Genomic DNA, 20,083 nt, shown 5'->3' with positions numbered 1-20,083 from the left:
CGGGTATTTGTTGCTGAATTCGTGGTGAAAATCAGGAAAAATTGCTGACGACCTGAGCGGCGACACCCCCGCGCGCAATCGTGTGGCTCGGTGGACTGAGTGCAGCCTTGCTATCCGTGTGCGGACACCCGCCCCGGGCGGCTGCCCGAAGCGCCGCGTGAAGCTGCGCGAGGTGGTCTGGCGCAGTTCAGGCTGCGGCGGCGCCGTCGTAGGCGGGATAGTCCGTGTAGCCCTCGGCGCCGCCACCGTAGTGGTGCGCGCGGTCCGACGAGGCCAGCGGCCAGTTGTTCTCAAGCCGGGCAACCAGATCGGGGTTGGCGATGAACGGCTCGCCGAAGGCGGCAATGTCGATCAGGTCATCGGCAATCAGCTGCTCGGCGCGTGCGCGTGTCATGCCACCCGCAAGGATCAGCGCACCCGTGAAGCGACGTCGGAACCTTGCCAGGAAGTCGCCCGGCGTGGCCGAGCTGCCGCGCGTGCTCTGGTCCATGAGGTGGACGTAGGCGATATTCCGCTTCGAGAGCTCGTCGGCCAGATGGAGATAGGTCTGCTCCAGCTCAGGGTACTCGGCCATGTCGCCCAGTCCGCCATAGGGAGACAGGCGGATGGCCGTGCGATGCGCGCCGATCCGGGCTGCCACGGCGTCGATGGCAGCCAGTACAAAGCGGGTACGGCCTTCCAGCGTGTCGCCACGGAATTCGTCGGTGCGGTCGTTCACCGTCGGGTTCAGGAACTGTTCGATCAGGTAGCCATTGGCACCGTGAAGTTCCACGCCGTCGAAGCCGGCGGCGATCGCATTGGCCGCGGCTTCCGCGAAATCGGCGATTACGCCGTAGACCTCACCGCTGGCCAGCGCGCGCGGCGCGGATACATCGACCGCACCGGGCGTGCCGTCGGCGGTATAGCCCCAGGCCTTGGTGTTCTTCGCAACCTGGTCGGTTGCGCTGACCGGCTGGATGCCGCCAGGCTGGATCGAGACGTGGCTCACCCGGCCGACGTGCCAGAGCTGCGTGAAGATCGTTCCGCGCTTCGCATGCACCGCGTCGGTCACCTTGCGCCAGCCTTCAACCTGTTGCGGCGTGTAGAGGCCCGGATTGAACAGGAATCCCTGCGCGCTGGGCGAGATCACCGTGCCTTCGGTCACGATCAGGCCGGCGTCGGCACGCTGGCCGTAGTAGAGCGCGTTGAGATCGTTGGGCACCCCGTCCGGGTTGCGCGAACGGGTCAGCGGCGCCATGGCGATCCGGTTGGATAGCGTTTGCTCGGCCATGGCAAAGGGCTTGAAGAGGGGGCTCATTTGTGCTCCAGGGAATGGGTTTCGATGGAGCGCAGTTTGCCCGGTTCATCTTTGCAGATTAAGCCGTGTATCGGTCAAATACTTTTGATCTGGCATCAAATATGAAAACTAGCTCTCGAACGGCTTCTGGCCAAGCACCTTGACCACATACTCGACAAAGCAGGTGATGCGGGACGCCAACGCGGTGTTGCGATAGTAGACCGCGTTGATCGACTGGCGCACATCGAGGGTCTGTTTCGCAAACAGCTGCACCAGCCGCCCGTCTTGCCGATCGTCGCGCGTCATGAAGTCCGACAGGCAGGCAATGCCCTGGCCGTTCAGGGCCAGGCTCCGGAGGGTCTCGCCGCTGGACGAGGCGATGGTTGGCTTGATATGCAGCACGCTGCCGTCGTCGTCGCGCAGCGGCCAGTCGTTCAGCGATTCCGGCTGCGTGAAGCCCAGCAGCGCATGCTGCGCGAGCTGCGCCGGCTTGGTGGGCGTGCCGTGGCGCTTCAGGTAGCCGGGACTGGCCAGGATGCGGATTCGGCTGGTGCCGATGGGGCGCGCATGCAGCGTTGAGTCCTTCAGCTGGCCGATGCGGAACGCCACATCGGTGCGCTTTTCGATCAGGTCGATGATGCCTTCGTTCGAGTTGAGTTCCAGTTCCACTTCCGGGTAGCTGGCGCGAAAGCCCTCCAGCAGCGGCACGATCACATGCAGCATGAACGGCGTTGCCGCATCCACCCGCAAGCGCCCAACCGGCCGCAGGCGGCGCGCCGCGATCTGCTCTTCCGCCTCGTCAACCATCGCCAGGATGGCGCGGGCGTGTTCCAGGAATGCCGCCCCTTCCTCGGTCAGCTCCAGCCGCCGCGTGGTTCGCCGCAGCAGCGTGGTCTGCAGTTTCTCCTCCAGCCGGCCCAGGGTGCGGCTGGCGGCGGAGACCGTCAGCTTGAGCTGCTCGGCGGCCGCCGTGATCGAGCCGGTGTCCACCACGGCGGCAAAGGCCAGCAGTTCGTCGATGGTCGTCTTCATTATTGATTTCAAATCAAATGAATTTCCCTTATACACGGCTTTATCCGCAAAGGTAAGGGCGGCAAACTGCGTGCATTCGAGTTTCCTTCATAGGAGTTGCACCATGAGCGTTCCTTCATTTGGTGTCGGGACTTTCCGCCTGACCGGCCAGGCCGTGATCGATTCGGTGCGCAACGCGCTGGACCTGGGCTATCGCGCCGTCGATACGGCACAGATCTACGGCAACGAGGCCGACGTCGGCCAGGCTATCGCCGAGGCCGGCGTGAAGCGCGATGAACTGTTTGTGACCACCAAGATCTGGACGGCGAACTACGCCGCCGGCAAGCTTGTGCCGAGCCTGCGCGAAAGCCTGGACAAGCTGCGCACCGACTACGTCGACCTGACCCTGAGCCACTGGCCGGCGCCGGGCAATGGCGTGGCGCTGCCCGAATACATGGCGGCGCTGGCCGAAGCCAAGGCGCTGGGCCTGACGCGGCAGATCGGTGTTTCCAACTTCAATATCGCACTGACGAAGCAGGCGCTCGATGCGGTTGGCAAGGGCGAAATCGCCACCAACCAGATCGAACTGAGCCCCTATCTGCAGAACCACAAGCTCGCCGCGTTCCTGAAGGAGCAGGGCATCGCCGTGACGTCGTACATGACGCTGGCCTACGGCAAGGTGCTGAAGGACCCGGTGCTGGCGCAGATCGCGAACAAGCACCGCGCCACCGTCGCGCAGGTTGCGCTGGCATGGGCGCTGCAACTCGGCTATGCGGTGATTCCGTCGTCGACCAGGCGCGAGAACCTGGCCAGCAACCTGCTGGCGCGCGACCTGAAGCTCGACGCCGACGACATGGCCCAGGTCGCCGCGCTGGAGCGCAACGGCCGCGAGGTCAGCCCCGAGGGCCTGGCCCCGGCCTGGGACTGAGGAGGCCATGATGTCCGATACACACGATCCGCTGTTCCAGCCGCATTCGCTGGGTGCCCTCACGCTGCCCAATCGCATCGTGATGCCGCCGATGACGCGTTCGCGCGCAAGCCAGCCCGACGACGTGCCGAACGAACTGATGGCCGAGTACTACGCGCAACGCGCCAGCGCCGGCCTGATCGTCAGCGAGGGCACCTGGATTTCGCCGCTCGGCAAGGGCTATGCGTGGACGCCCGGCATCCACACGCCGGCGCAGGTCGCCGGCTGGCGCAAGGTCACCGCTGCCGTGCATGAAGCGGGCGGGCGCATCTTCGCGCAGCTCTGGCACGTGGGCCGCCTGAGCCATGTCAGTCTGCTCGATGGCCACGCACCGGTGTCGTCGTCCGCCATCCCGGCGCACGGTGTGAACGTGTTCGTCGCCGATCAGGATGGCAAGCCGGGCTTCGTGCAGGCATCCCACCCGCGCGCGCTCAAGGTGGAAGAGATCCACGCCATCGTCGACGAATTCCGCCAGGCCGCGCGCAACGCGATGGCGGCCGGCTTCGACGGTGTGGAACTGCACGCGGCCAACGGCTATCTGGTCAACCAGTTCATCGACTCGGAAGCCAACAACCGTACCGACGAATATGGCGGCTCGCTAGAAAACCGCCTGCGGTTCCTGGGCGAGGTGACGCAGGCGCTGATCGAGGGCACGGGCAGCAAGGACCGGGTCGGTATCCGCCTGGCGCCGCTGACCACGCTCAATGGCTGCGTCGACGCCGATCCGGAAACCACCTATGCGGCCGCGGCAAAGCTGCTCGGCGAGCTGGGCGTGGGCTACATCCATATCGCCGAGGCCGACTGGGACGATGCGCCACATATGCCCGCCGCATTCAAGCAGCGGCTGCGCGAGGTGTATCGGGGCACGCTGATCTACGCCGGCAAGTACACCGCGGAACGTGCGCAGGCCGCGCTGAACGAGGGATGGGCCGATCTGATTGCCTTCGGCCGGCCGTTCGTGGCCAACCCCGACCTGCCGGAGCGCCTGCGCGCTGGCGCGACGCTCAACCCCCATGACCGCGACACGCTGTTTGGTGGTGGTGCACGCGGGCTGACCGACTATCCCGCACTGGCCGCCAGGGCGGCCTGAGTGGAAATCAGGAGATTCAGAATGTAAACACTGGCGCAAATCGCCGCTGGCGGCGAAATCGTCATCAACGGCATGCCGCCACGACGTCGCGCATGTCCGCGCTGTCCAGCCCTTCGGTAAATGCGCCGCGGATCTGGTCCAGCAGTTGCCTGGCCGGCTCGGGCCTGCCCTGGCGTTGCCAGAGCCGTGCAAGGCTCAGTGAGGCCCGCAACTCCAGCGACCTGGCATTCTGCTTGCGGGCTACCGTGATCGCCTGGTGAAAACACGCTTGCGCGTCATCTTCAGACAGAAGGCCATCAGAACGGCAGCCGTGAAGGATCATCTCGCCCTTGACCCGATGCCACTCAGCTTCGCAATAGTGCTCACCGGTCCTTTGCACCGCGTCTTGCGCTTCGGCTAGCGCGTCCAGGGCTGAATCCACCTGTCCCATGCGTGCGTAGATCTGCGCCAACAGTTGCTGGAAGTGCGAATGCCCCAGCGCCGCGCCGGTAGCGTGGTACGCCGCCAGCCCCTGGCGCATCTGCGCGATGCCTTGCTCATGCTGCCCTTGCTCGGCCAGGGCCCAACCGCGCAGGAAGGTCGACCAGGCAAGCCACACGGGGAAGCCCTGCTCGCTTGAGAGCGCGATGGCCGCGTCGGCGCACTCGAGCGTGAGCCTTGGGTCGCAGCGGAACTGGTGCAGCTCGGCCGCCAGGCAGAGGCCATGCGCGAGACTGAAGGGATGGCACAGCTGCCGGGCCAGCGTGAGCGAATTCTGTGCTCGCTTGCAGGCCTGGTCCGGATAGCCGAGATTCCACAGGACCAATGCCGAAAAGGATAGCGCCCGTGACTCCGGGTCGACGCCATGCATATTCACATGGACGTGATCCGGTTTGGCGCCATAGAGGGCGAGCGCATCTCGCAGGTGGCCATCGGAGGCCCTGAACTTCCCGCAGTAATACAAGGTCGTGGCGAGCGAGACATGGGCCTCGCCCAATAGCTCCGGGTCCTGCGTCTTCCTGGCCTGGGCAAGCAGTTGCTTGCCCAGCTTGTAAGCCTTGCGATGCTCGGCGCGCAGGGAGAAATACGTGCGCAGGCCGACCAGCGTGGGAAAGAGCTGCGGGGTCTCCCCGACCTCACCGCACAGCGCCAGGGCACGGCTGTAAGTGGTTTCGACCTCGGACGAGGCAAAGCCCCTGGCGGCGATCAGCGCCGGCCCGATGGCAAGGCGCAGCGTGAGTTCCTGGCGGGCGCGTTCGGGCGAATCGGGCTGGCGCTGGAGCAATTCCAGCGCGGCATTCAGGTGGCGGATCGCTTCGTGGTACGCGGAGCGCTGCACTGCCTGCTGGCCGGTGCACTGCAGGTACTCGACGGCCTTCGGTTCATTGCCGCTCAGGCTGTAGTGCCGGGCCAGCTCGCTGTAGTGATCCTTCAGCTGATGCTGGAACAGGGCTTCGATTGCCTGCGCCGTGCGTTGGTGCAGCGCGGTGCGCTCCTCGGTCAGCAGCGAGCTGCCGGCGACTTCCTGGGTCAGCGCATGCTTGAACATGTACTCCGTATCCGGGAATGCGGGCCGCTCGTAGATGAATTCGCCGGCCTCCAGCCTGGCCAGCAGCGGCTGCAACTGTTCCTCCGGCTGGGAGACCACGCGCTGGATCAGGCTCAGGGAAAACTCCTTGCCGATCACGGCAAGGCTCTGCAGCAAGTCTTTCTCGGGGCGGGGCAGCCGGTCGATGCGGGCGGCCAGTACGCCCTGGACCGTGGTGGGAATATGCAGCGCGATCGGGGTCTGCTCGATCCGGTAGTGGCCAGGTTCGCCGAGCAGGGCCTTCTCCTCGGACAAGGTCTGCACCACTTCCTCCATGAAGAATGGATTGCCCTCGGTCTTGTCCAGGATGAGCCGCTTGAGCGGCATCAGCGCGGGATCGTCGCCAAGCAGCGCGGCGAGCAGTTCCTGGGCCTCGGCCTGGCCCAGCGGATCGAGCCGTAGCTCGGTGTAGCCGTCCGGCTGATGTCGGCCATGCTGGTACTCGGGCCGATAGTTGAGCAGCAGCAGGATCCTGGCACCTGGCAGGTGGCTGGCGAGGACATCCAGGAACGCCTCGGTCTCGCTGTCCAGCCATTGCAGGTCCTCGAAGATCAACTCGAGCGGCTGGTTGTGGCTCTCTCGGACCAGCAGGCGCGTGATTGCGTCGAAGGTGCGCTGGCGCCGGATGCGGGGATCCATGTTCGGCAATGCCGAACCCGGCTCGCTGATACCCAGCAGGAAAAGCAGGTAAGGCAGCAGCTCTTCCAGTGTGCGGTCCAGCATCAGCATCCTGCCGGCGACCTTCTCGCGGCACCTGCGCTCATCATCGAGCGGCTCGATCTGGAAATAATTCTTCACCAGGTCGATCAGCGGCAGGTACGCGAACGACTTGCCGTGCGACACCGAGAAGGTCTCAAGCACCATGCAGCCGCGCTGCGACAGCACCTTGAACTCATGGAACAGCCGTGACTTGCCGACCCCGGCCTCGCCGACCACGCCCACGATCTGCCCGTGTCCCGCCTTGGCCCGCTCCAGCGCGTCACGCAATTGCGCCAGCTCACCCTCGCGGCCTACGAACTGCGCCAGGCCGCGGCGTTGCGCCACCTGCAGGCGCGTGCGCAACACGCCCAGGCGCAGCACTTCATACACGGCAAGCGGCTCCCTAATGCCCTTCACCTGGGTTGCGCCCAGGGCCTTGAAGTCGAAATACCCCTCCGTCAGCCTGCAGGTCGCCTCGCTGACCAGAATGGACGACGGCGTGGCGATGCTTTCCATCCGCGAGGCAATGTTGATCGTGTGTCCTACCGGATCGTAGTCGGTATGCAGGTCGTCGCGGCGGATGGACCGCACCACCACCTCGCCGGTGTGGATGCCCACCCGGATCTGGAGCGGTATGCCTTGCTCCAGGCGGATGCGGTCGCCGTGGCGGCGCATCGCTTCCTGCATCCGCAGCGCCGCATACAGCGCGCGCTGCGGGTGGTCTTCATGCGCGATGGGCGCACCGAACAGGGCCAGTATGCCGTCGCCCAGCGACTTGGCGACATAGCCTTCGTAGTGGTGCACGGCCTCCATCATCAGCGCGATCACGGGATCGATCAGGCGGCGCGCTTCTTCCGGGTCCAGGTCGTGAATCAGCGCCGTGGAACCCGCCATGTCGGCGAACAGCGCCGTGATGGTCTTGCGCTCGCCGGCGGTCGCGCCCCTGGCTTCCATCGCCGCCTGCTGCGCCAGGATGCGTTCGACCAGGTGGCGTGGGGTGTAGTCGATGGGAGCGGGCGCCGCCGTCAGCTGGTTTTCATCGGAAGGGCCGACAGTGGGTAAGGCCAGCGATGCGCCGCATGCGGTACAAAACCTGTCGGCCGAACCCGAGTCGTGGCCACAGTGCGGGCAGCGTCGGCCCAGTCGTGATCCGCAATCCTTGCAGAACCTCGCGTCAGGAGGGTTCTCGGATCCGCAGTTTGTGCAGTGCATACAGACCTCGTCACTTCAGGTCCCTTCTCTTGATGATTAGACGCTTTCTCCACTTTGGGATCAATGGGCGGCTGCTTGGCCGTGTTTTTCAGGTTCGGCTTCAATTCGAACATTTCACGGACCTGGAACCCAAGACCCGCTCAGTATCCTCGCCGAGACGAGGGGCAGGCTTATAGATCGAAGCAGGCGTCCTGGAGAACAGGGCTGTCGGGCGGGTGGTTACCACGTCGCCTTCGGTGGGGTGCGTCATGGTCTGGAACAGCCCGGTGCTTTGTACCTGGGGATGGGTCTGGATGGTGTGGATGGAATACATTTCCGCGACCGGGATATCCATCTCGCGGCACACGTCCATCATCTCTTTTGTGGTGTACCGCGCGGTGATGTTGCGCAGCTCCGCATAGATCGCCTGGATGTTCTTGTTGCGCTCGATCCGGCTGCTGATGTTGAACTGTTCGATGAATTCGCCGCGCCCGAAGCGGTGAAAGAAGGCCTTCCAGTGCTGCTCCGTATAGGGCAGCAGGGCGATGTACCCGTCCTGGGTGGGCGAGGGCTTGCGGCCGCCCTTGAGCAGGCGCGCATAGCCAGCGTCGCCAATGGGCGGCTGAAAGCCGTGGCCGCCCAGATGCTCCGTCATCGTGAAGGCGACCATTGTCTCGAACATCGGCACTTCGACGTACTGGCCTTCGCCGGTGCGGACCTTGTGGACGATCGCGCCCAGGATGGCGTTGGCCGTGGCCAGGCCCGCGATCTTGTCGGCCAGCAGGGTGGGCGGGTAGTCAGGGACGCCGCTTTCGTGTCCCACCAGATGGGCCAGGCCGCAGGCGCCCTGGATGATGTCGTCGAATGCGGGCTGGCCGGCAAAGGCGCCGCCCTCGCCAAAGCCGGTGGCGGCGCAGTAGACGATGCCCGGGTTGATCTGCGCCACCGAATCGTAGCCGAACCCCAGCCGCTCGATCGCCTTGATGCGGATGTTGTGCACCAGCACGTCGCAGCGGCCGATCAGCTGGCGTAGCTGTGCCTTGCCTTCTTCCGCCTTGAGGTCGATGCACACCGAACTCTTGTTGCGGTTGATATTCATGAAGGTGGAACTCATGCCGGGCGTGCGGCTCACGCCGTTTGCACGCATCAGGTCGCCCTCGGGCGGTTCTACCTTGATCACCTCGGCGCCATAGTCCGCCAGCACCTGGGTGGCGACGGGACCCAGTACCACCGCGGTCAGATCCAGCACGCGGATACCGGCAAGAGGGCCTCGGGGAGCGGCGGCGTCCGGCTTCTTCTGGTCGTTCGTCGTGTCGCTTGCATTCATGGTTGCCTCGCTTCTCATCGTTATTACCTAGAGCAGATTCGTTGTATCCACTCTATAGTGTTGCTTGTCAGCAAGCAAGTAAGGATAAACATGGATACGTTGCACATCACGGTCGGGGACCTGCCACCCGAATGCGAGGCGCTCCGGGAGGAGGCAAGGGCCTTTGCCAGGGAGCACATCACAAAGTATTCACGCGTCGAGCGGGCACATAACTGGGCCGGCCGCGACCCGGGTTTCTCCAGGAAGATGGGCGAAAAAGGGTGGCTCGGCATGACCTGGCCAACCGACATCGGCGGCGGCGGAAAGAGCATGCTGGAGCGCTATGTGATGCTGGAGGAACTGCTGGCCGTAGGTGCCCCGATGGGCGCGCACTGGGCCGCTGACCGGCAGATGGGGCCGCTGCTCATCCGCTACAGCCGCGACCAGCTTGCTCCCAAAGTCATCCCGCAGATCCGCCGGGGCGAGGCGTTCATTTGCATCGGCATGAGCGAACCGGACTCGGGCTCGGATCTCGCTTCCATCCGCACCCGCGGCACCAAGGTTGAAGGCGGCTGGAAGATCAACGGCCGCAAGGTGTGGACCTCGGGCGCGCACCATGCGCACTACATGGTGGCCCTGGTGCGCACCAGCGAACGTGGCGATGACCGCCACGCCGGCATGAGCCAGATCTTCATCGAGATGGACCGCCCCGGCGTGACGGTGCGCCCGATCGTCTCGCAGCTGGGCACGCGCATCTTCAACGAGGTGATCCTCGACGACGTGTTCGTGCCCGACGACCACCTGGTGGGCGAGGAGGGCAAGGGCTGGAGCCAGGTAATCAATGAACTGAAGTACGAGCGATCGGGCGCGGAGCGCTTCCTGAGCAGCACGCAACTGCTGCTGGAGATGCTGGATGCGGCGCAGGCAGGCAACCGTCAGCAGGCCGTGGCCATCGGCAAGGTAATCGCGCGCTACGCCACCTTGCGCCAGATGTCGCAGGGCATCGCGCTGATGATGGCCGAGGGGCAGGACCCGTCGCTGGCCGCCTCCATCGTCAAGGACCAGGGCGCGCTGCTGGAGCAGTCGCTGCCCGACATTGCCTACGAGGTATTCCCCGACCGGCTGGGGGATGGCAGCGAGTTCGACCAGGTGCTGAACCTGGTGACGCTGGCGGCGCCATCGTTCTCGCTGCGCGGGGGCACGAGAGAGATTTTGCGCGGAATTATTGCGAAAGGACTGGGGCTGCGATGAGCGACAACATGATTGAAGAAACCGTCAAGCGACTGCTGGCCAACGAGGTGAGCCGCGAGCTGCTGACCGCTGTCGAGACCGGTGAATTTGCCGGCGCACTGTGGCAAGCCATCGCCGACGCCGGCATGACCAAGATTCTCTGCCGCGAGGCGCATGGCGGCATCGAGGCCTCGTGGCCGGAAGCGTTGTCCCTGTTCTACCAGGTCGGCTATACCCAGGCGCCGGTGCCGCTGTCGCAGGCGGTGGTGGGGCAGTACCTGGCATCGCGCAGCGGGCTGGACCTGGCGGCCGGCAGCGTGATTGCGCTGGCCGCCGGCGCGCAGACGCGGGCACTGGCACTGACCGGCAATGAGGCGGGGACGCCCGCCACCCTCACCGGCACGATGACAGCGGTGAAGTGGGCGCGCCATGCCCATTGGCTGGTGGTGGAGGCGGCAGGCCACGTCTGCCTGGTGGATGCCAAGGGGACTGGCGTGCGGGTGGAGCCAAAGGCCGATGCCGCATCGCTGCCGGCCGACACGGTGGTGCTTGACCATGCCCCCGTGGCGCATGTGCTGCCTGCTGGCATTTCCGGGCTGAGCCGGCCGCTGGAAGTGTTCTACGCCGCCACCACCGCCGCGCAGCTGACCGGCGCGCTGGATTACGCGCTGGACCTGGCGGTGCAGTATGTGAAGGACCGCGTGCAGTTTGGCAAGCCCATCGGCAAGAACCAGGCTATCCAGCAGCAGATTGCCGTGCTGGCCGGCGAGGTGGCCTGCAGCTACGCGGCTGCGGCCACCGCACTGCGCGATCTGCCCGCCATGCAGGAGGACAGCGCGCCCCAGGCTGAATTCAGCGCCGCGGTCGCCAAGGTGACGGCCAGCGACGCGGTGCGCACGGGTGCCTCGATTGCGCACCAGGTGCATGGCGCCATTGGCTTTACCTACGAATACCCGCTGAACTTTGCCACGCGGCGCCTGTGGGCCTGGCGTGCCGAGGCCGGCAGCAGCACCGAATGGGCAGAGCGCCTCGGCCAGGCGTTCATCCAGGCAGGCTCGGACCAGTTCTGGCCGCACCTGACCGCGCGCACCCTGCCGTCGGCGGATGCCCCGGCAACGCCGGCTGACCACCAAGCCCAACCCACGCATGCAGAAAGGACCGCCACCCATGTCTGAGACGCCGAACCAGGCCATCCTGACCAGCCGCGACGGCCATGTTGCCATCATCGAGCTGAACCGCCCGCGGCACAATTTCTTTGATGTGGAGATGATTGCCCGGATTGCCGACGAGCTGGACCGGCTGCAGGCCGACAAGACCTGCCGTGCGGTGCTGCTGCAGGCGGGCGGCAGCGCGTTCTGCGCGGGGGCGGATTTTTCGCGGCGCAATGGCGCGGAGGGGCGCAGCGCCTCGCGCATTAATCCCATCTATCTGGAGGCACTGCGCATCTTCAGTTTCAGCAAGCCGATTGTGGCCGCCATCGAGGGCGCGGCCGTGGGTGGCGGCCTTGGCCTGGCGCTCGCGGCGGACTTCCGGGTGTCATGCGCAAAGGCCCGGTTTTCGGCCAACTTCAACCGGCTCGGGATTCACCCTGGCTTCGCGCTCTCTTACACCCTGCCGGCGCTGATCGGCAAGCAGATGGCGGCGTGGTTGCTGTACACCGGCGCCCGCGTAGATGGCGCCCGCGCCAGTGAGCTGGGGCTGGTGGACTTCATCGTCCCCGAGGCGGAGGTGCGCACCGCCGCGATGGCACTGGCCCGGGAAATGGCCACTTCATCGCCGCGTGCGTTGCAGTCCACCCGCCAAACCTTGAAAGCGGACTCGCTCAGCCACATCCGCAACGCCATCTCGCGCGAGAGCGCGGAGCAGGCTACCCAGTTTGCGGGGCCGGACATGGCCGAGGGCGTGAAGGCCATGGCCGAAAGGCGGCTGCCGGTCTTTGAAGACTGAATCCGGCCAAGGCCAAACCATTTCGATATACAGGAGACAAGCACCATGCAACGGAGACAATTTGGCGCCACGCTGCTGGCGGGCGCGGCAGCGTTGGGTTTCCCCTACATCGCCCGGGCGCAGGGCAAGGCGATTCGCGTCATCGTGCCCTTCACGGCGGGCAGCGGCTCGGACGAGGGCGCGCGCTTTTACGCGGAGCTGATCGGCAAGGCGCTGGGACGCTCCATCGTGGTCGAGAACAAGCCGGGGGCCAGCGGCCTCATCGCCGTGCGCACTGTGCTGGCGGAGCAGGCGGACGGCAACACCATCCTGCTGGGCAGCAACTCGCTGATCGCGGTGAACCCGGTGATGGTGAAGGACCTGGGCTACGACCCGTTCAAGGACCTGGTGCCGCTGCACGGCCTGGCGATCTCCGCCGCCGCTTTTGTGGCCGGCAACGATTCACCCTACAACAGCATTGCGGATGTGGTGGCCCGCTACAAGGCCACGGGCAACCCGATCTCGATCGGCAATTATTCCGAAGGCTACCGCCTGGTAGGCGAGTGGCTGGCGCAGGTAACGGGTATCAAGACCACGCCCGTGCCGTACAAGGGCGGAGCGCCCATGGTGACGGACCTGATCGGCAACCGGCTGGACATCGCCCTCAACGACATCACCGGCATCGCCCCCATGGAAAAGGCCAAGAAGCTCCGCGTGCTCGCGATTACCGGCGGGGCGCGCGACAAGCTGTTGCCGAATGTCCCGACGATGAAGGAACTGGGCTATGCGGACTTTGAATCCTACGTGTGGTCGTCCTTCTCGATGAAGGCCGGCACCCCGCAGGACAAGCTCAAGGAGCTTGCCGCAGCGATTTCCGCCGCGCAAGGGACCGAGGCGGCAAAGGCATACCAGTCCAAGCGCGCGGGTACCTTTTTGAAGAAGGCGCTCGGCGAATTGGGGGAATTCCAGCGTGCGGAATACCTGCGCTTCAAGGGTGTGGCGGAAAAAGCCAATATCCGGCCGAGTTGAGCGCCTGGCCTTACTGCTGCGCCGGAAACTGCGCACGCAGGGCCTTGTGTCGACGCAGTTCTGAAAAGTGGCCCGTTCGCTTCGGTACAATTTGGGCGCCGTGCAGCTCCGCGTGAACAGACCCATATCCTGTTCAACGCAGCCACAACGGCGCCATGGACCATTACCACTGCTTCGAGACATAGCCGGCCGATCCATGCATCGGTCGGCGCGCCGCAGGCGACATATCGCTCACTACCTATGAAACAGCAAACCAGTCGCACCCAGGAGCAACGGCGTGAGGAGTCTGTCAGCCGTATGGTGCAGGCCGCAATCGAGCTGATTTCTGAAAAAGGCCTCGCCGGGCTGACGATGAATGAAGTCGGCACCAAGGCGGGCTATAGCCGCGGCCTGGCGCACAATCACTTCGGCTCCAAGGAAAAGCTGCTGGAGGAATGTCTGGAACAGCTCTCGCGTGAATTCAATGCCCAGCGCAAGAAGGACGGCAGCGATACCCGCGGCATTCACGGCATCTATTCGCTGGTGGACGCCTACACCCAGCGGCCGGAAAACGCGGTCAACAGTATCCGCGCGATGTTTTTCATCGTGCTTGACTCGTCCGTTGCCGACTCGCCGCTGCATGGCTTTGTCCACGACTACAACGAAAAGAACATGGCCTACGTCGAGTACAAGCTCAACGAGGCGAAGACCCTTGGGCAGATCCGGGCGGACGTGGACACAAAATCCGCGGCCTTCATCCTGATGAGCCTGCTGCGCGGTATCTCCGTGCACCGCCTGAACCGGGCTTCCATGGACCCTGCAGCCGTGAAGGCGGAAATCCTGCGGATGATCGGGGAGTGGTTGCTATAGAAGAACCATCGTCATGGCGATGCTGAGGGTGGGCTGAGGGCACCGGCGCCTCGGTCCACGACGCCCTGCGCCGGCACTCGAGCGAGACCGGCGAGACGGTGCTGCTGGGCCGCCAGAGCGGCAAATAGGCTGCAATACCTGTCCGTCATTGCTGTTGCCGGATGCCGTTAAAAAGCCCGGGACGGTTTCTGCCAGGGCCAAGACACTCGCCGCAGGCATAAGTTCTGAGCCGAGGCCCGGCAGTGCCGCGAAGCGACCGACGTTCAGTGCATGGACGCGTTCGCTTCACTGTCGATCTGCTTGCGCAAAGTCGCGAAGCGCCTCTCCACATTGGCGCCGAATAGCGGATCGGCACTGGCCGGATCGATGGCGGCGACCTCCGCCCAGTCCGCTTCGGTCAGGAACCGGGCGGCGCGCGGCATGACCTGTTTCTCCTCGGTGGACAGATGGTTGCGGTAGTACACCAGGTACATGGCGGCGGCCGCTTCCAGTGCCGCTCGCGAGGTGACCACCTCGCTCTGGGCTTCACGCAGGCGGTCGAGCAATTCCGCGCCGACTGTGGCGATCACGCGATGTTCCTGCAGTAACCGGCTGATGATGATCCGCGTGCCGGGATCCCGGTCCACGAGCAGCGCGTAGGCAACATCCTCACGGGGGTGGTGCACGCAATCGCCATAGTTGCGCAGGTATTGGATGATCGTGGCCATCAGGCCGTAGTCGGGCTGCTCGCCCTGATGGAAGGTGCTGACCTGCTTTTCCAGCAGGTCGAGCATTGAGGCGAAATGGATATGGTCGGTATGCCAGGCGGCAAGCGGTGTCGGGCCCGGGGTGGAAAGCGCGGCGGAAGGTGAAGTTGGAAGCGAGGTGGCTAGTGGGGTGGCCATGGCGCCCTCCTGGGAAACTGGGCAAGCAGACCGTTGAGTCCGATGCGATATCGGGACTCGCGGGACCCTATTGACACAATAGCTTCCCTGCATGATCTGAGTCTGACGCAGATCAATGCGGCGCTAAGCGCTCGGATCTCGCAAGGGGCGGAAGCCTTATACGCCGCACGTTCAACCTGCGCCGCCCTCTAACTCGCCTCGACGCGAGAGGGTCACCACGGTTAGTCCGGTGCCAGAATCGACTACCGCGCAGGCAGGCTAGCCGCGTGCGGCCGCCCGCCACGCCCCGGGCGGCTGCCCGAAGCGCCGCGTGAAGCTGCGCGTGAAGGTGGTCTGGTCCGGGTAGCCTGACGCCAGCGCGATCTCGGCCAGCGGCAGCGTGGATTGCGTCAGCAGCTGCAGCGCGCGGTCCAGCCGCAGCCGGGTCTGGTAGCGGTGCGGGGTATCGCCGAAGGCCTCGGCAAACAGGGTCTGGAAGCGCCGCACGCTCCAGCCGAAATGCCCGGCGACTTCCGCCACGCGCAGTGGCGCGGCCAGGTTGGCGCGCAGGTAGGCATCAACGGCCATCAGCGGGAATACCTGCTCGTCGCCGGGCATGCCGAGGCAGTCCGCCAGCGCCGCGGCCAGCGTTGCCGCCAGGTGCCAGTCGGTCTGCGGCCCGCGTGCTGCTGCGGCGGCGCGCCATGCCGCCAGCGCGCGCACGCGGCTGCCGAAGGCGCCGTCCAGCGGGAACGTGCGCGGGCGCGTCATCAGCCGCGCGGGCAGTGCCACCGAGCGCGCCGGGAAGTCCGCCACCAGCTGCAGGTTGCCGTCCAAGCCCAGGAATTCATGATGGCTGCCGGCCGGCACGATCAGGCCGGTGCGGTCGTCCACGCGATAGACGTGGCCGTCGATCTCCAGCTCGGTGGCGCCGGCCAGACCGAACAGCAACTGGTGGTAGCCGTGCTGGTGGCCATCAGGCTGCGGGCGGTAGCGCCGATGCTCGACCAGCGGCGAGGCTTGGGGTTCAGCGGGCTTCGGCATGCCGCAACCTGCCAGGGGTCTGGCACAGCCAGACGCCCGCGCCGGCCACCGCCATGCCCAGCGCCTGCACCGCATCCAGCCGTTCGCCGAACAGCAGCCAGGCCTGCAGCGCGGCCAGCGGCGGCGCCAGGAACATCAGCGCCGCGGCATTGGCGGCCTGGCCACGCCGCACCAGGCTGACCAGCAGCCAGGTGCCGGCGCCCGACAGGCCGATCGCCGCCCATGCCAGTCCGGCCCACAGCGCCACGCCACCATGCCAGTGCAGCGGCGCGTCGGCGGCCTGGATCGCCACCATCGCGGCGGCTACCAGCATGGCGCCCAGGTTCTGCCAGGCGGAACTGGCGCGCAAGTCACAGGCGGCGATGGCGGGTTTCTGCAAGAGGGTTCCCATGGTGATGGAGACAATGGCCAGCACGCCCAGCAGCACGATCCAGGGCGACAGGGCCGACGCGGCCGGGTGAATGCCGGCCTGCATCGCCGGGGCGACCACCAGCGCGACGCCGAGCGCACCCAGCGCCAGGCCCTGCCACGTCCGCCTGGAAGGTAGCTCCTTCAGCAGGGGGATGGCAAGCAGCGCGGTCAGCAGCGGCTGCAGCGCGCCTAGCAGGGCCATGATCGTCGGCGGCAGGCCCCTGGCCACGGCGCCGTAGCCGGCGCACAGGTAGATGCCCTGCATCAGCGCGCCTGCCAGCAGGTGGCGCGGCGCCTCGCGCAGCGGCGGCCAGGCCGCGCGCGCCGCCAGCGACCAGGCCACGAACATTAGCGCCGCCACGGCAAAGCGGCCCAGCAGGAACAGGCTGGTATCGGCCAGCGGCACGATGGCCTTGCCGACGATAAAGCCGGTGGACCAGATCAGGACAAAGCCAACGGTGGGCAGCCAGGCGGCAGCGGACAGGGGGCGCGACATGCAAGCAGGCGTTTCCGCCGGGGGCGGGATCGGAGGGACAGAGCGCAAGGCTAGCCAGGCAGCGCGCCGCTGTCTTGGCAAATCCGGCAATCGGCGTGCTGAAAGCACTGGTAACACTCCGGCGGCGCCTCCGGGTCAACCAATGTGCGCTTGCCACGTAACATAGTGATGTTGATCGAACAGGGCGAGGAGCAAGGCATGAATCCGGCGCAGCATTCGAGACAATCCGGCCGGGGCGCGCTCGCCGCCTGGCGGGCCGCCGCGGCACTGGCACTGGCAGCGTGCCTGGCCGCCTGCGCCCAGGTGCCGGCCGAGGCTGGCGGCAGCACCGCCGCCACCGACCTGCGCTGGCTCAACACTGTCACCTACGGCGCTGACCAGACCACCCTTGGCGACCTGCGCCGGCTGGGCCGCAAGGGCTTCCTCGACCAGCAACTGACGCTGCCGCTGGCCGATCCGCCCGAACTGGCGGCCGTCATCGCAGCCTTGCCCAACCTGCAGGCCGATGCCGCCGCGCAGATCCAGTCCGCACGCGACGCCCGCCAGCGCATCGACGCGCTGCCCGACGACGACAGCAAGCAGCAGGCCCGCCAGGCGCTGAACGCGCAGGGCCGCGAGATCGTGGCCGATGCCGCGCGGCGCCACCTGCTGCGCGCGCTGTATTCTCCGGCGCAGCTGCGCGAGCAAATGACGTGGTTCTGGATGAACCATTTCAACGTCTACTCGGGCAAGGGCCAGGTCCGGCTGCTGCTGGCCGACTACGAAGAGCGCGCCATCCGCCCGCACGCGCTGGGCCGCTTCCGCGACCTGCTGATGGCCAGCGTGACCGCGCCGGCCATGCTGGTCTACCTCGACAACGCCCAGAGCAGCGCCAACCGCATCAACGAGAACTACGCGCGCGAGCTGATGGAGCTGCATACCATGGGCGTATCGGGCGGCCCCAGCGGCTCCCGCTACACCCAGCAGGACGTGCAGGAGCTGGCGCGCGTGCTGACCGGCGTGGGCGTCAACCTGCGCGGCACGCCGCTGCCGCGGCTGCCGCCGGCGCGCGCGGGGCTGTACCGCAGTGAGGGTTTGTTCGAATTCAACCCCGCGCGCCATGACTTCGGTGCGAAGACGCTGCTGGGCCAGCGCATCGAGCCGGCCGGCTTCGACGAAGTGGCGCGAGCGGTGTCGATCCTGGCGCGCGAGCCGGCCACCGCGCGCTTTATCAGCGCCAAGCTGGCCGCCTATTTCATCGCCGACAACCCGCCGCCGGCGCTGGTCGAGCGCATGGCGCAGACCTTCACGTACACCGATGGCGATATCGCCGCGGTGCTGCGCACCTTGTTCCTGGCGCCGGAACTGGACCGGCAACTGGCGGCGCCCACGCGCAAGTTCAAGGATCCGATGGTCTATGTGGTGTCGTCGATGCGGCTCGCCTATGAAGGTCGTCCCGTGACCAACCTGCGCCCGGTGATGAACTGGCTGAACCAGCTCGGCGAGCCGCTCTACGGCCACGTGGCGCCGGACGGCTATCCATCGTCGGAAAGCGCGTGGGCCAGCTCAGGCCAGATGGTGCGGCGCTTCGAGATCGCGCGCGCGATCGGCTCGGGGCCGGCGGGATTGTTTGCAGGCGATGGCGCGAGGCCGCGCGGCGCGCGCTTTCCGATGATTGGCAACAAGCTGTACTTCGACACCATCGAAGCCACCCTTGGCCCCGCCACGCGCGCCGCGCTGGGCCAGGCGGAATCGCAGGCCGAATGGAATACCGTGCTGCTCGGCTCGCCCGAGTGGATGCAGCGCTGACAGGGAGCAGACCATGCAACGCCGACAATGGCTGAAAACGATGGGCGGCGCCACGCTGGGGCTGGCCCTGCCCGCCATCGCCTCGCGTGTCTATGCGCTGCCGGCGCGGGCCGATGCGCGCTTCCTGCTGGTGTTCCTGCGCGGCGGCTATGACGGCACCAGCGCGCTGGTGCCGGCCGGCAGTGATTTCTATTACGCCGCGCGGCCCAATATCGCCATTCGCCGCCCGCCCGCGGCCGGTGCGGACGCTGACCCCAACGCGGCAGTGGCGCTGGCGCCGGCTTTTGCCGCCGACAGCGCCGCGCGCGGCATCGGCGACTGGGCGCTGCACCCGGCATTGGCCGCGACCATGCTGCCGCTATGGCAGCGCGGCCAGTTGGCCTTCGTGCCGTTCGCCGGCACGCACGACCTGTCGCGCAGCCACTTCGAGACCCAGGACGGGATCGAGGCCGGCTTGCCCGGCGAAGGCGAGGACCGCAAGTCCGTGGCCGCGCTGCGCGGCAGCGGCTTCCTGAACCGCCTGGCGCAGGCCATGGGCGGGCAGGCCGCGCCCGTGGCCTTCACCGACGGCCTGCCGATGGTGCTGTCCGGTCCGCGCGACGTGCCCAATGTCTCGCTCAAGGGCAGCGGCCGCACCCCGTTCGATGCGCGCCAGGCGAAGCTGCTGGCGCAGATGTACCGTGGCACGCGTTTCGAATCGCTGATCGATGAAGGCTTCGAGCTGCGCGAAACGGTGGCGCGCCAGGCGCAGCCGCAGCCCGGCATGTCAGGCAACGACGCCGGCACCATGGCAGCGCGCATGCAGGAAATGCAGGCCGCCAACCGCCGCTCGCTCAGCGCGCGCGGATTCGAGGTCGAGGCCCGGCGCATGGCGGGCTTGATGCGCGAGCGCTTCAACCTGGGCTTTATCGACGTGGGTGGCTGGGACACCCACGTCAACCAGGGCGGCGCACAGGGGCAACTGGCCGGCCTGCTCGACAACCTCGGCCGCGGCCTGTCTGCTTTCGCCGCCGAGATGGGTCCTGTGTGGGACAAGACCACCGTGGTGGTGCTGTCCGAGTTCGGCCGCACCTTCCGCGAGAACGGCACGCGCGGCACCGACCATGGCCACGGCACCGTCTACTGGATCGCGGGCGGCACCGTGCGTGGCGGCCGCATCGCTGGTGAGCAGGTAGCGGTGGAACAAGCCACGCTCAACCAGAACCGCGACTGGCCGGTGCGCAATGAGTACCGCGCGGTGCTGGGCGGGGTCTTCCGCAGGCTGTACGGGCTCGATGAGGCGCGGCTGGCGCAGGTGTTTCCGGGGGTGCGGGGGCGGGATATCGGGTTGGTGTAGCCCC

At 66.3% G+C, this 20,083-nt stretch carries 16 protein-coding genes; 9 read left to right on the top strand and 7 right to left on the bottom strand.

Going from position 1 to position 20,083, the window contains the following annotated elements:
• Positions 1-187 precede the first annotated feature (187 nt).
• Positions 188-1,297, bottom strand: coding sequence for an alkene reductase (locus AC3WRR_RS18840; protein ID WP_011617685.1), 1,110 nt, complete (start codon positions 1,295-1,297; stop codon positions 188-190).
• 108 nt (positions 1,298-1,405) lie between these two features.
• Entirely contained in the window at positions 1,406-2,308 is a 903-nt protein-coding gene (locus tag AC3WRR_RS18835; protein WP_010810973.1) for a LysR family transcriptional regulator, read from the bottom strand.
• Positions 2,309-2,411: 103 nt separating this feature from the next.
• Here AC3WRR_RS18835 and dkgB point away from each other — a divergent pair, with 103 nt between their 5' ends.
• Together dkgB and AC3WRR_RS18825 are read left to right on the top strand one after the other, a co-directional pair.
• Positions 2,412-3,215 carry a 2,5-didehydrogluconate reductase DkgB gene (dkgB, locus tag AC3WRR_RS18830; RefSeq protein WP_492297802.1) on the top strand — a complete coding sequence of 268 codons (804 nt, stop codon included), beginning with the start codon at positions 2,412-2,414 and terminating at the stop codon, positions 3,213-3,215.
• 7 nt (positions 3,216-3,222) lie between these two features.
• Positions 3,223-4,344 (top strand): alkene reductase, encoded by a 1,122-nt coding sequence (locus AC3WRR_RS18825; protein ID WP_439672105.1) that lies wholly within the window; start codon positions 3,223-3,225, stop codon positions 4,342-4,344.
• Positions 4,345-4,408: 64 nt separating this feature from the next.
• Here AC3WRR_RS18825 and AC3WRR_RS18820 read toward each other — a convergent pair whose 3' ends face one another.
• Together AC3WRR_RS18820 and AC3WRR_RS18815 are read right to left on the bottom strand one after the other, a co-directional pair.
• Positions 4,409-7,822 (bottom strand): adenylate/guanylate cyclase domain-containing protein, encoded by a 3,414-nt coding sequence (locus AC3WRR_RS18820; protein WP_492297800.1) that lies wholly within the window; start codon positions 7,820-7,822, stop codon positions 4,409-4,411.
• Between the two features lie 100 nt (positions 7,823-7,922).
• The gene (locus AC3WRR_RS18815; protein WP_439669344.1) at positions 7,923-9,128 is read right to left on the bottom strand and encodes a CaiB/BaiF CoA transferase family protein; all 1,206 of its coding nucleotides are present in this window, start codon (positions 9,126-9,128) and stop codon (positions 7,923-7,925) included.
• A 90-nt stretch (positions 9,129-9,218) separates the two neighbouring features.
• Between AC3WRR_RS18815 and AC3WRR_RS18810 the strand changes: the two genes are divergently transcribed.
• The 5 genes from AC3WRR_RS18810 (at position 9,219) to AC3WRR_RS18790 (ending at position 14,141) form a co-directional block, all read left to right on the top strand.
• A complete protein-coding gene (locus AC3WRR_RS18810; RefSeq protein WP_439669342.1) occupies positions 9,219-10,358 on the top strand; it encodes an acyl-CoA dehydrogenase family protein in 1,140 nt (379 codons plus the stop codon).
• A gap of 8 nt (positions 10,359-10,366) precedes the next feature.
• Positions 10,367-11,512: an acyl-CoA dehydrogenase family protein gene (locus tag AC3WRR_RS18805; protein ID WP_231881461.1), complete on the top strand. Its 1,146-nt coding sequence runs from the start codon at positions 10,367-10,369 to the stop codon at positions 11,510-11,512.
• Positions 11,484-12,284: an enoyl-CoA hydratase/isomerase family protein gene (locus AC3WRR_RS18800; protein WP_454751063.1), complete on the top strand. Its 801-nt coding sequence runs from the start codon at positions 11,484-11,486 to the stop codon at positions 12,282-12,284. Before AC3WRR_RS18805 ends, AC3WRR_RS18800 begins: the two co-directional genes overlap by 29 nt.
• A 45-nt stretch (positions 12,285-12,329) precedes the next feature.
• Positions 12,330-13,292: a tripartite tricarboxylate transporter substrate binding protein gene (locus AC3WRR_RS18795; protein WP_439669338.1), complete on the top strand. Its 963-nt coding sequence runs from the start codon at positions 12,330-12,332 to the stop codon at positions 13,290-13,292.
• Between the two features lie 240 nt (positions 13,293-13,532).
• Positions 13,533-14,141: a TetR/AcrR family transcriptional regulator gene (locus AC3WRR_RS18790; RefSeq protein ID WP_231881459.1), complete on the top strand. Its 609-nt coding sequence runs from the start codon at positions 13,533-13,535 to the stop codon at positions 14,139-14,141.
• A 263-nt stretch (positions 14,142-14,404) separates the two neighbouring features.
• Here AC3WRR_RS18790 and AC3WRR_RS18785 read toward each other — a convergent pair whose 3' ends face one another.
• The 3 genes from AC3WRR_RS18785 to AC3WRR_RS18775 form a co-directional block, all read right to left on the bottom strand.
• A complete protein-coding gene (locus tag AC3WRR_RS18785) occupies positions 14,405-15,025 on the bottom strand; it encodes a hemerythrin domain-containing protein (RefSeq protein WP_011617678.1) in 621 nt (206 codons plus the stop codon).
• Positions 15,026-15,283: 258 nt separating this feature from the next.
• On the bottom strand, positions 15,284-16,048 hold the full coding sequence (locus tag AC3WRR_RS18780) for an AraC family transcriptional regulator (RefSeq protein ID WP_011617677.1): 765 nt from the start codon (positions 16,046-16,048) through the stop codon (positions 15,284-15,286).
• Positions 16,032-16,955 (bottom strand): DMT family transporter, encoded by a 924-nt coding sequence (locus AC3WRR_RS18775; protein ID WP_010810985.1) that lies wholly within the window; start codon positions 16,953-16,955, stop codon positions 16,032-16,034. Before AC3WRR_RS18775 ends, AC3WRR_RS18780 begins: the two co-directional genes overlap by 17 nt.
• A 198-nt stretch (positions 16,956-17,153) precedes the next feature.
• On the opposite strand from AC3WRR_RS18775, the gene AC3WRR_RS18770 reads away from it, so the two are divergent.
• Positions 17,154-18,743, top strand: a complete 1,590-nt coding sequence (locus tag AC3WRR_RS18770) for a DUF1800 domain-containing protein (RefSeq protein ID WP_037024764.1) — start codon at positions 17,154-17,156, stop codon at positions 18,741-18,743.
• A 13-nt stretch (positions 18,744-18,756) separates the two neighbouring features.
• Positions 18,757-20,079 carry a DUF1501 domain-containing protein gene (locus AC3WRR_RS18765; RefSeq protein ID WP_010810987.1) on the top strand — a complete coding sequence of 441 codons (1,323 nt, stop codon included), beginning with the start codon at positions 18,757-18,759 and terminating at the stop codon, positions 20,077-20,079.
• Positions 20,080-20,083 lie beyond the last annotated feature (4 nt).

This window comes from Cupriavidus sp. FW305-3-2-15-C-LB2 (assembly GCF_058787575.1).
Note: the sequence above shows the minus strand (reverse complement) of the source record. Positions and strands in the feature narration are given on the sequence as shown.

What these genes read in the sequence shown, in the direction of transcription:
- AC3WRR_RS18840 (WP_011617685.1), bottom strand. Translation starts at nt 1,297, where the DNA reads ATGAGCCCCCTCTTCAAGCCCTTTGCCATGGCCGAGCAAACGCTATCC.
- AC3WRR_RS18835 (WP_010810973.1), bottom strand. Translation starts at nt 2,308, where the DNA reads ATGAAGACGACCATCGACGAACTGCTGGCCTTTGCCGCCGTGGTGGAC.
- dkgB (WP_492297802.1), top strand. Translation starts at nt 2,412, where the DNA reads ATGAGCGTTCCTTCATTTGGTGTCGGGACTTTCCGCCTGACCGGCCAG.
- AC3WRR_RS18825 (WP_439672105.1), top strand. Translation starts at nt 3,223, where the DNA reads ATGATGTCCGATACACACGATCCGCTGTTCCAGCCGCATTCGCTGGGT.
- AC3WRR_RS18820 (WP_492297800.1), bottom strand. Translation starts at nt 7,822, where the DNA reads ATGCACTGCACAAACTGCGGATCCGAGAACCCTCCTGACGCGAGGTTC.
- AC3WRR_RS18815 (WP_439669344.1), bottom strand. Translation starts at nt 9,128, where the DNA reads ATGAATGCAAGCGACACGACGAACGACCAGAAGAAGCCGGACGCCGCC.
- AC3WRR_RS18810 (WP_439669342.1), top strand. Translation starts at nt 9,219, where the DNA reads ATGGATACGTTGCACATCACGGTCGGGGACCTGCCACCCGAATGCGAG.
- AC3WRR_RS18805 (WP_231881461.1), top strand. Translation starts at nt 10,367, where the DNA reads ATGATTGAAGAAACCGTCAAGCGACTGCTGGCCAACGAGGTGAGCCGC.
- AC3WRR_RS18800 (WP_454751063.1), top strand. Translation starts at nt 11,484, where the DNA reads ATGCAGAAAGGACCGCCACCCATGTCTGAGACGCCGAACCAGGCCATC.
- AC3WRR_RS18795 (WP_439669338.1), top strand. Translation starts at nt 12,330, where the DNA reads ATGCAACGGAGACAATTTGGCGCCACGCTGCTGGCGGGCGCGGCAGCG.
- AC3WRR_RS18790 (WP_231881459.1), top strand. Translation starts at nt 13,533, where the DNA reads ATGAAACAGCAAACCAGTCGCACCCAGGAGCAACGGCGTGAGGAGTCT.
- AC3WRR_RS18785 (WP_011617678.1), bottom strand. Translation starts at nt 15,025, where the DNA reads ATGGCCACCCCACTAGCCACCTCGCTTCCAACTTCACCTTCCGCCGCG.
- AC3WRR_RS18780 (WP_011617677.1), bottom strand. Translation starts at nt 16,048, where the DNA reads ATGCCGAAGCCCGCTGAACCCCAAGCCTCGCCGCTGGTCGAGCATCGG.
- AC3WRR_RS18775 (WP_010810985.1), bottom strand. Translation starts at nt 16,955, where the DNA reads ATGTCGCGCCCCCTGTCCGCTGCCGCCTGGCTGCCCACCGTTGGCTTT.
- AC3WRR_RS18770 (WP_037024764.1), top strand. Translation starts at nt 17,154, where the DNA reads ATGAATCCGGCGCAGCATTCGAGACAATCCGGCCGGGGCGCGCTCGCC.
- AC3WRR_RS18765 (WP_010810987.1), top strand. Translation starts at nt 18,757, where the DNA reads ATGCAACGCCGACAATGGCTGAAAACGATGGGCGGCGCCACGCTGGGG.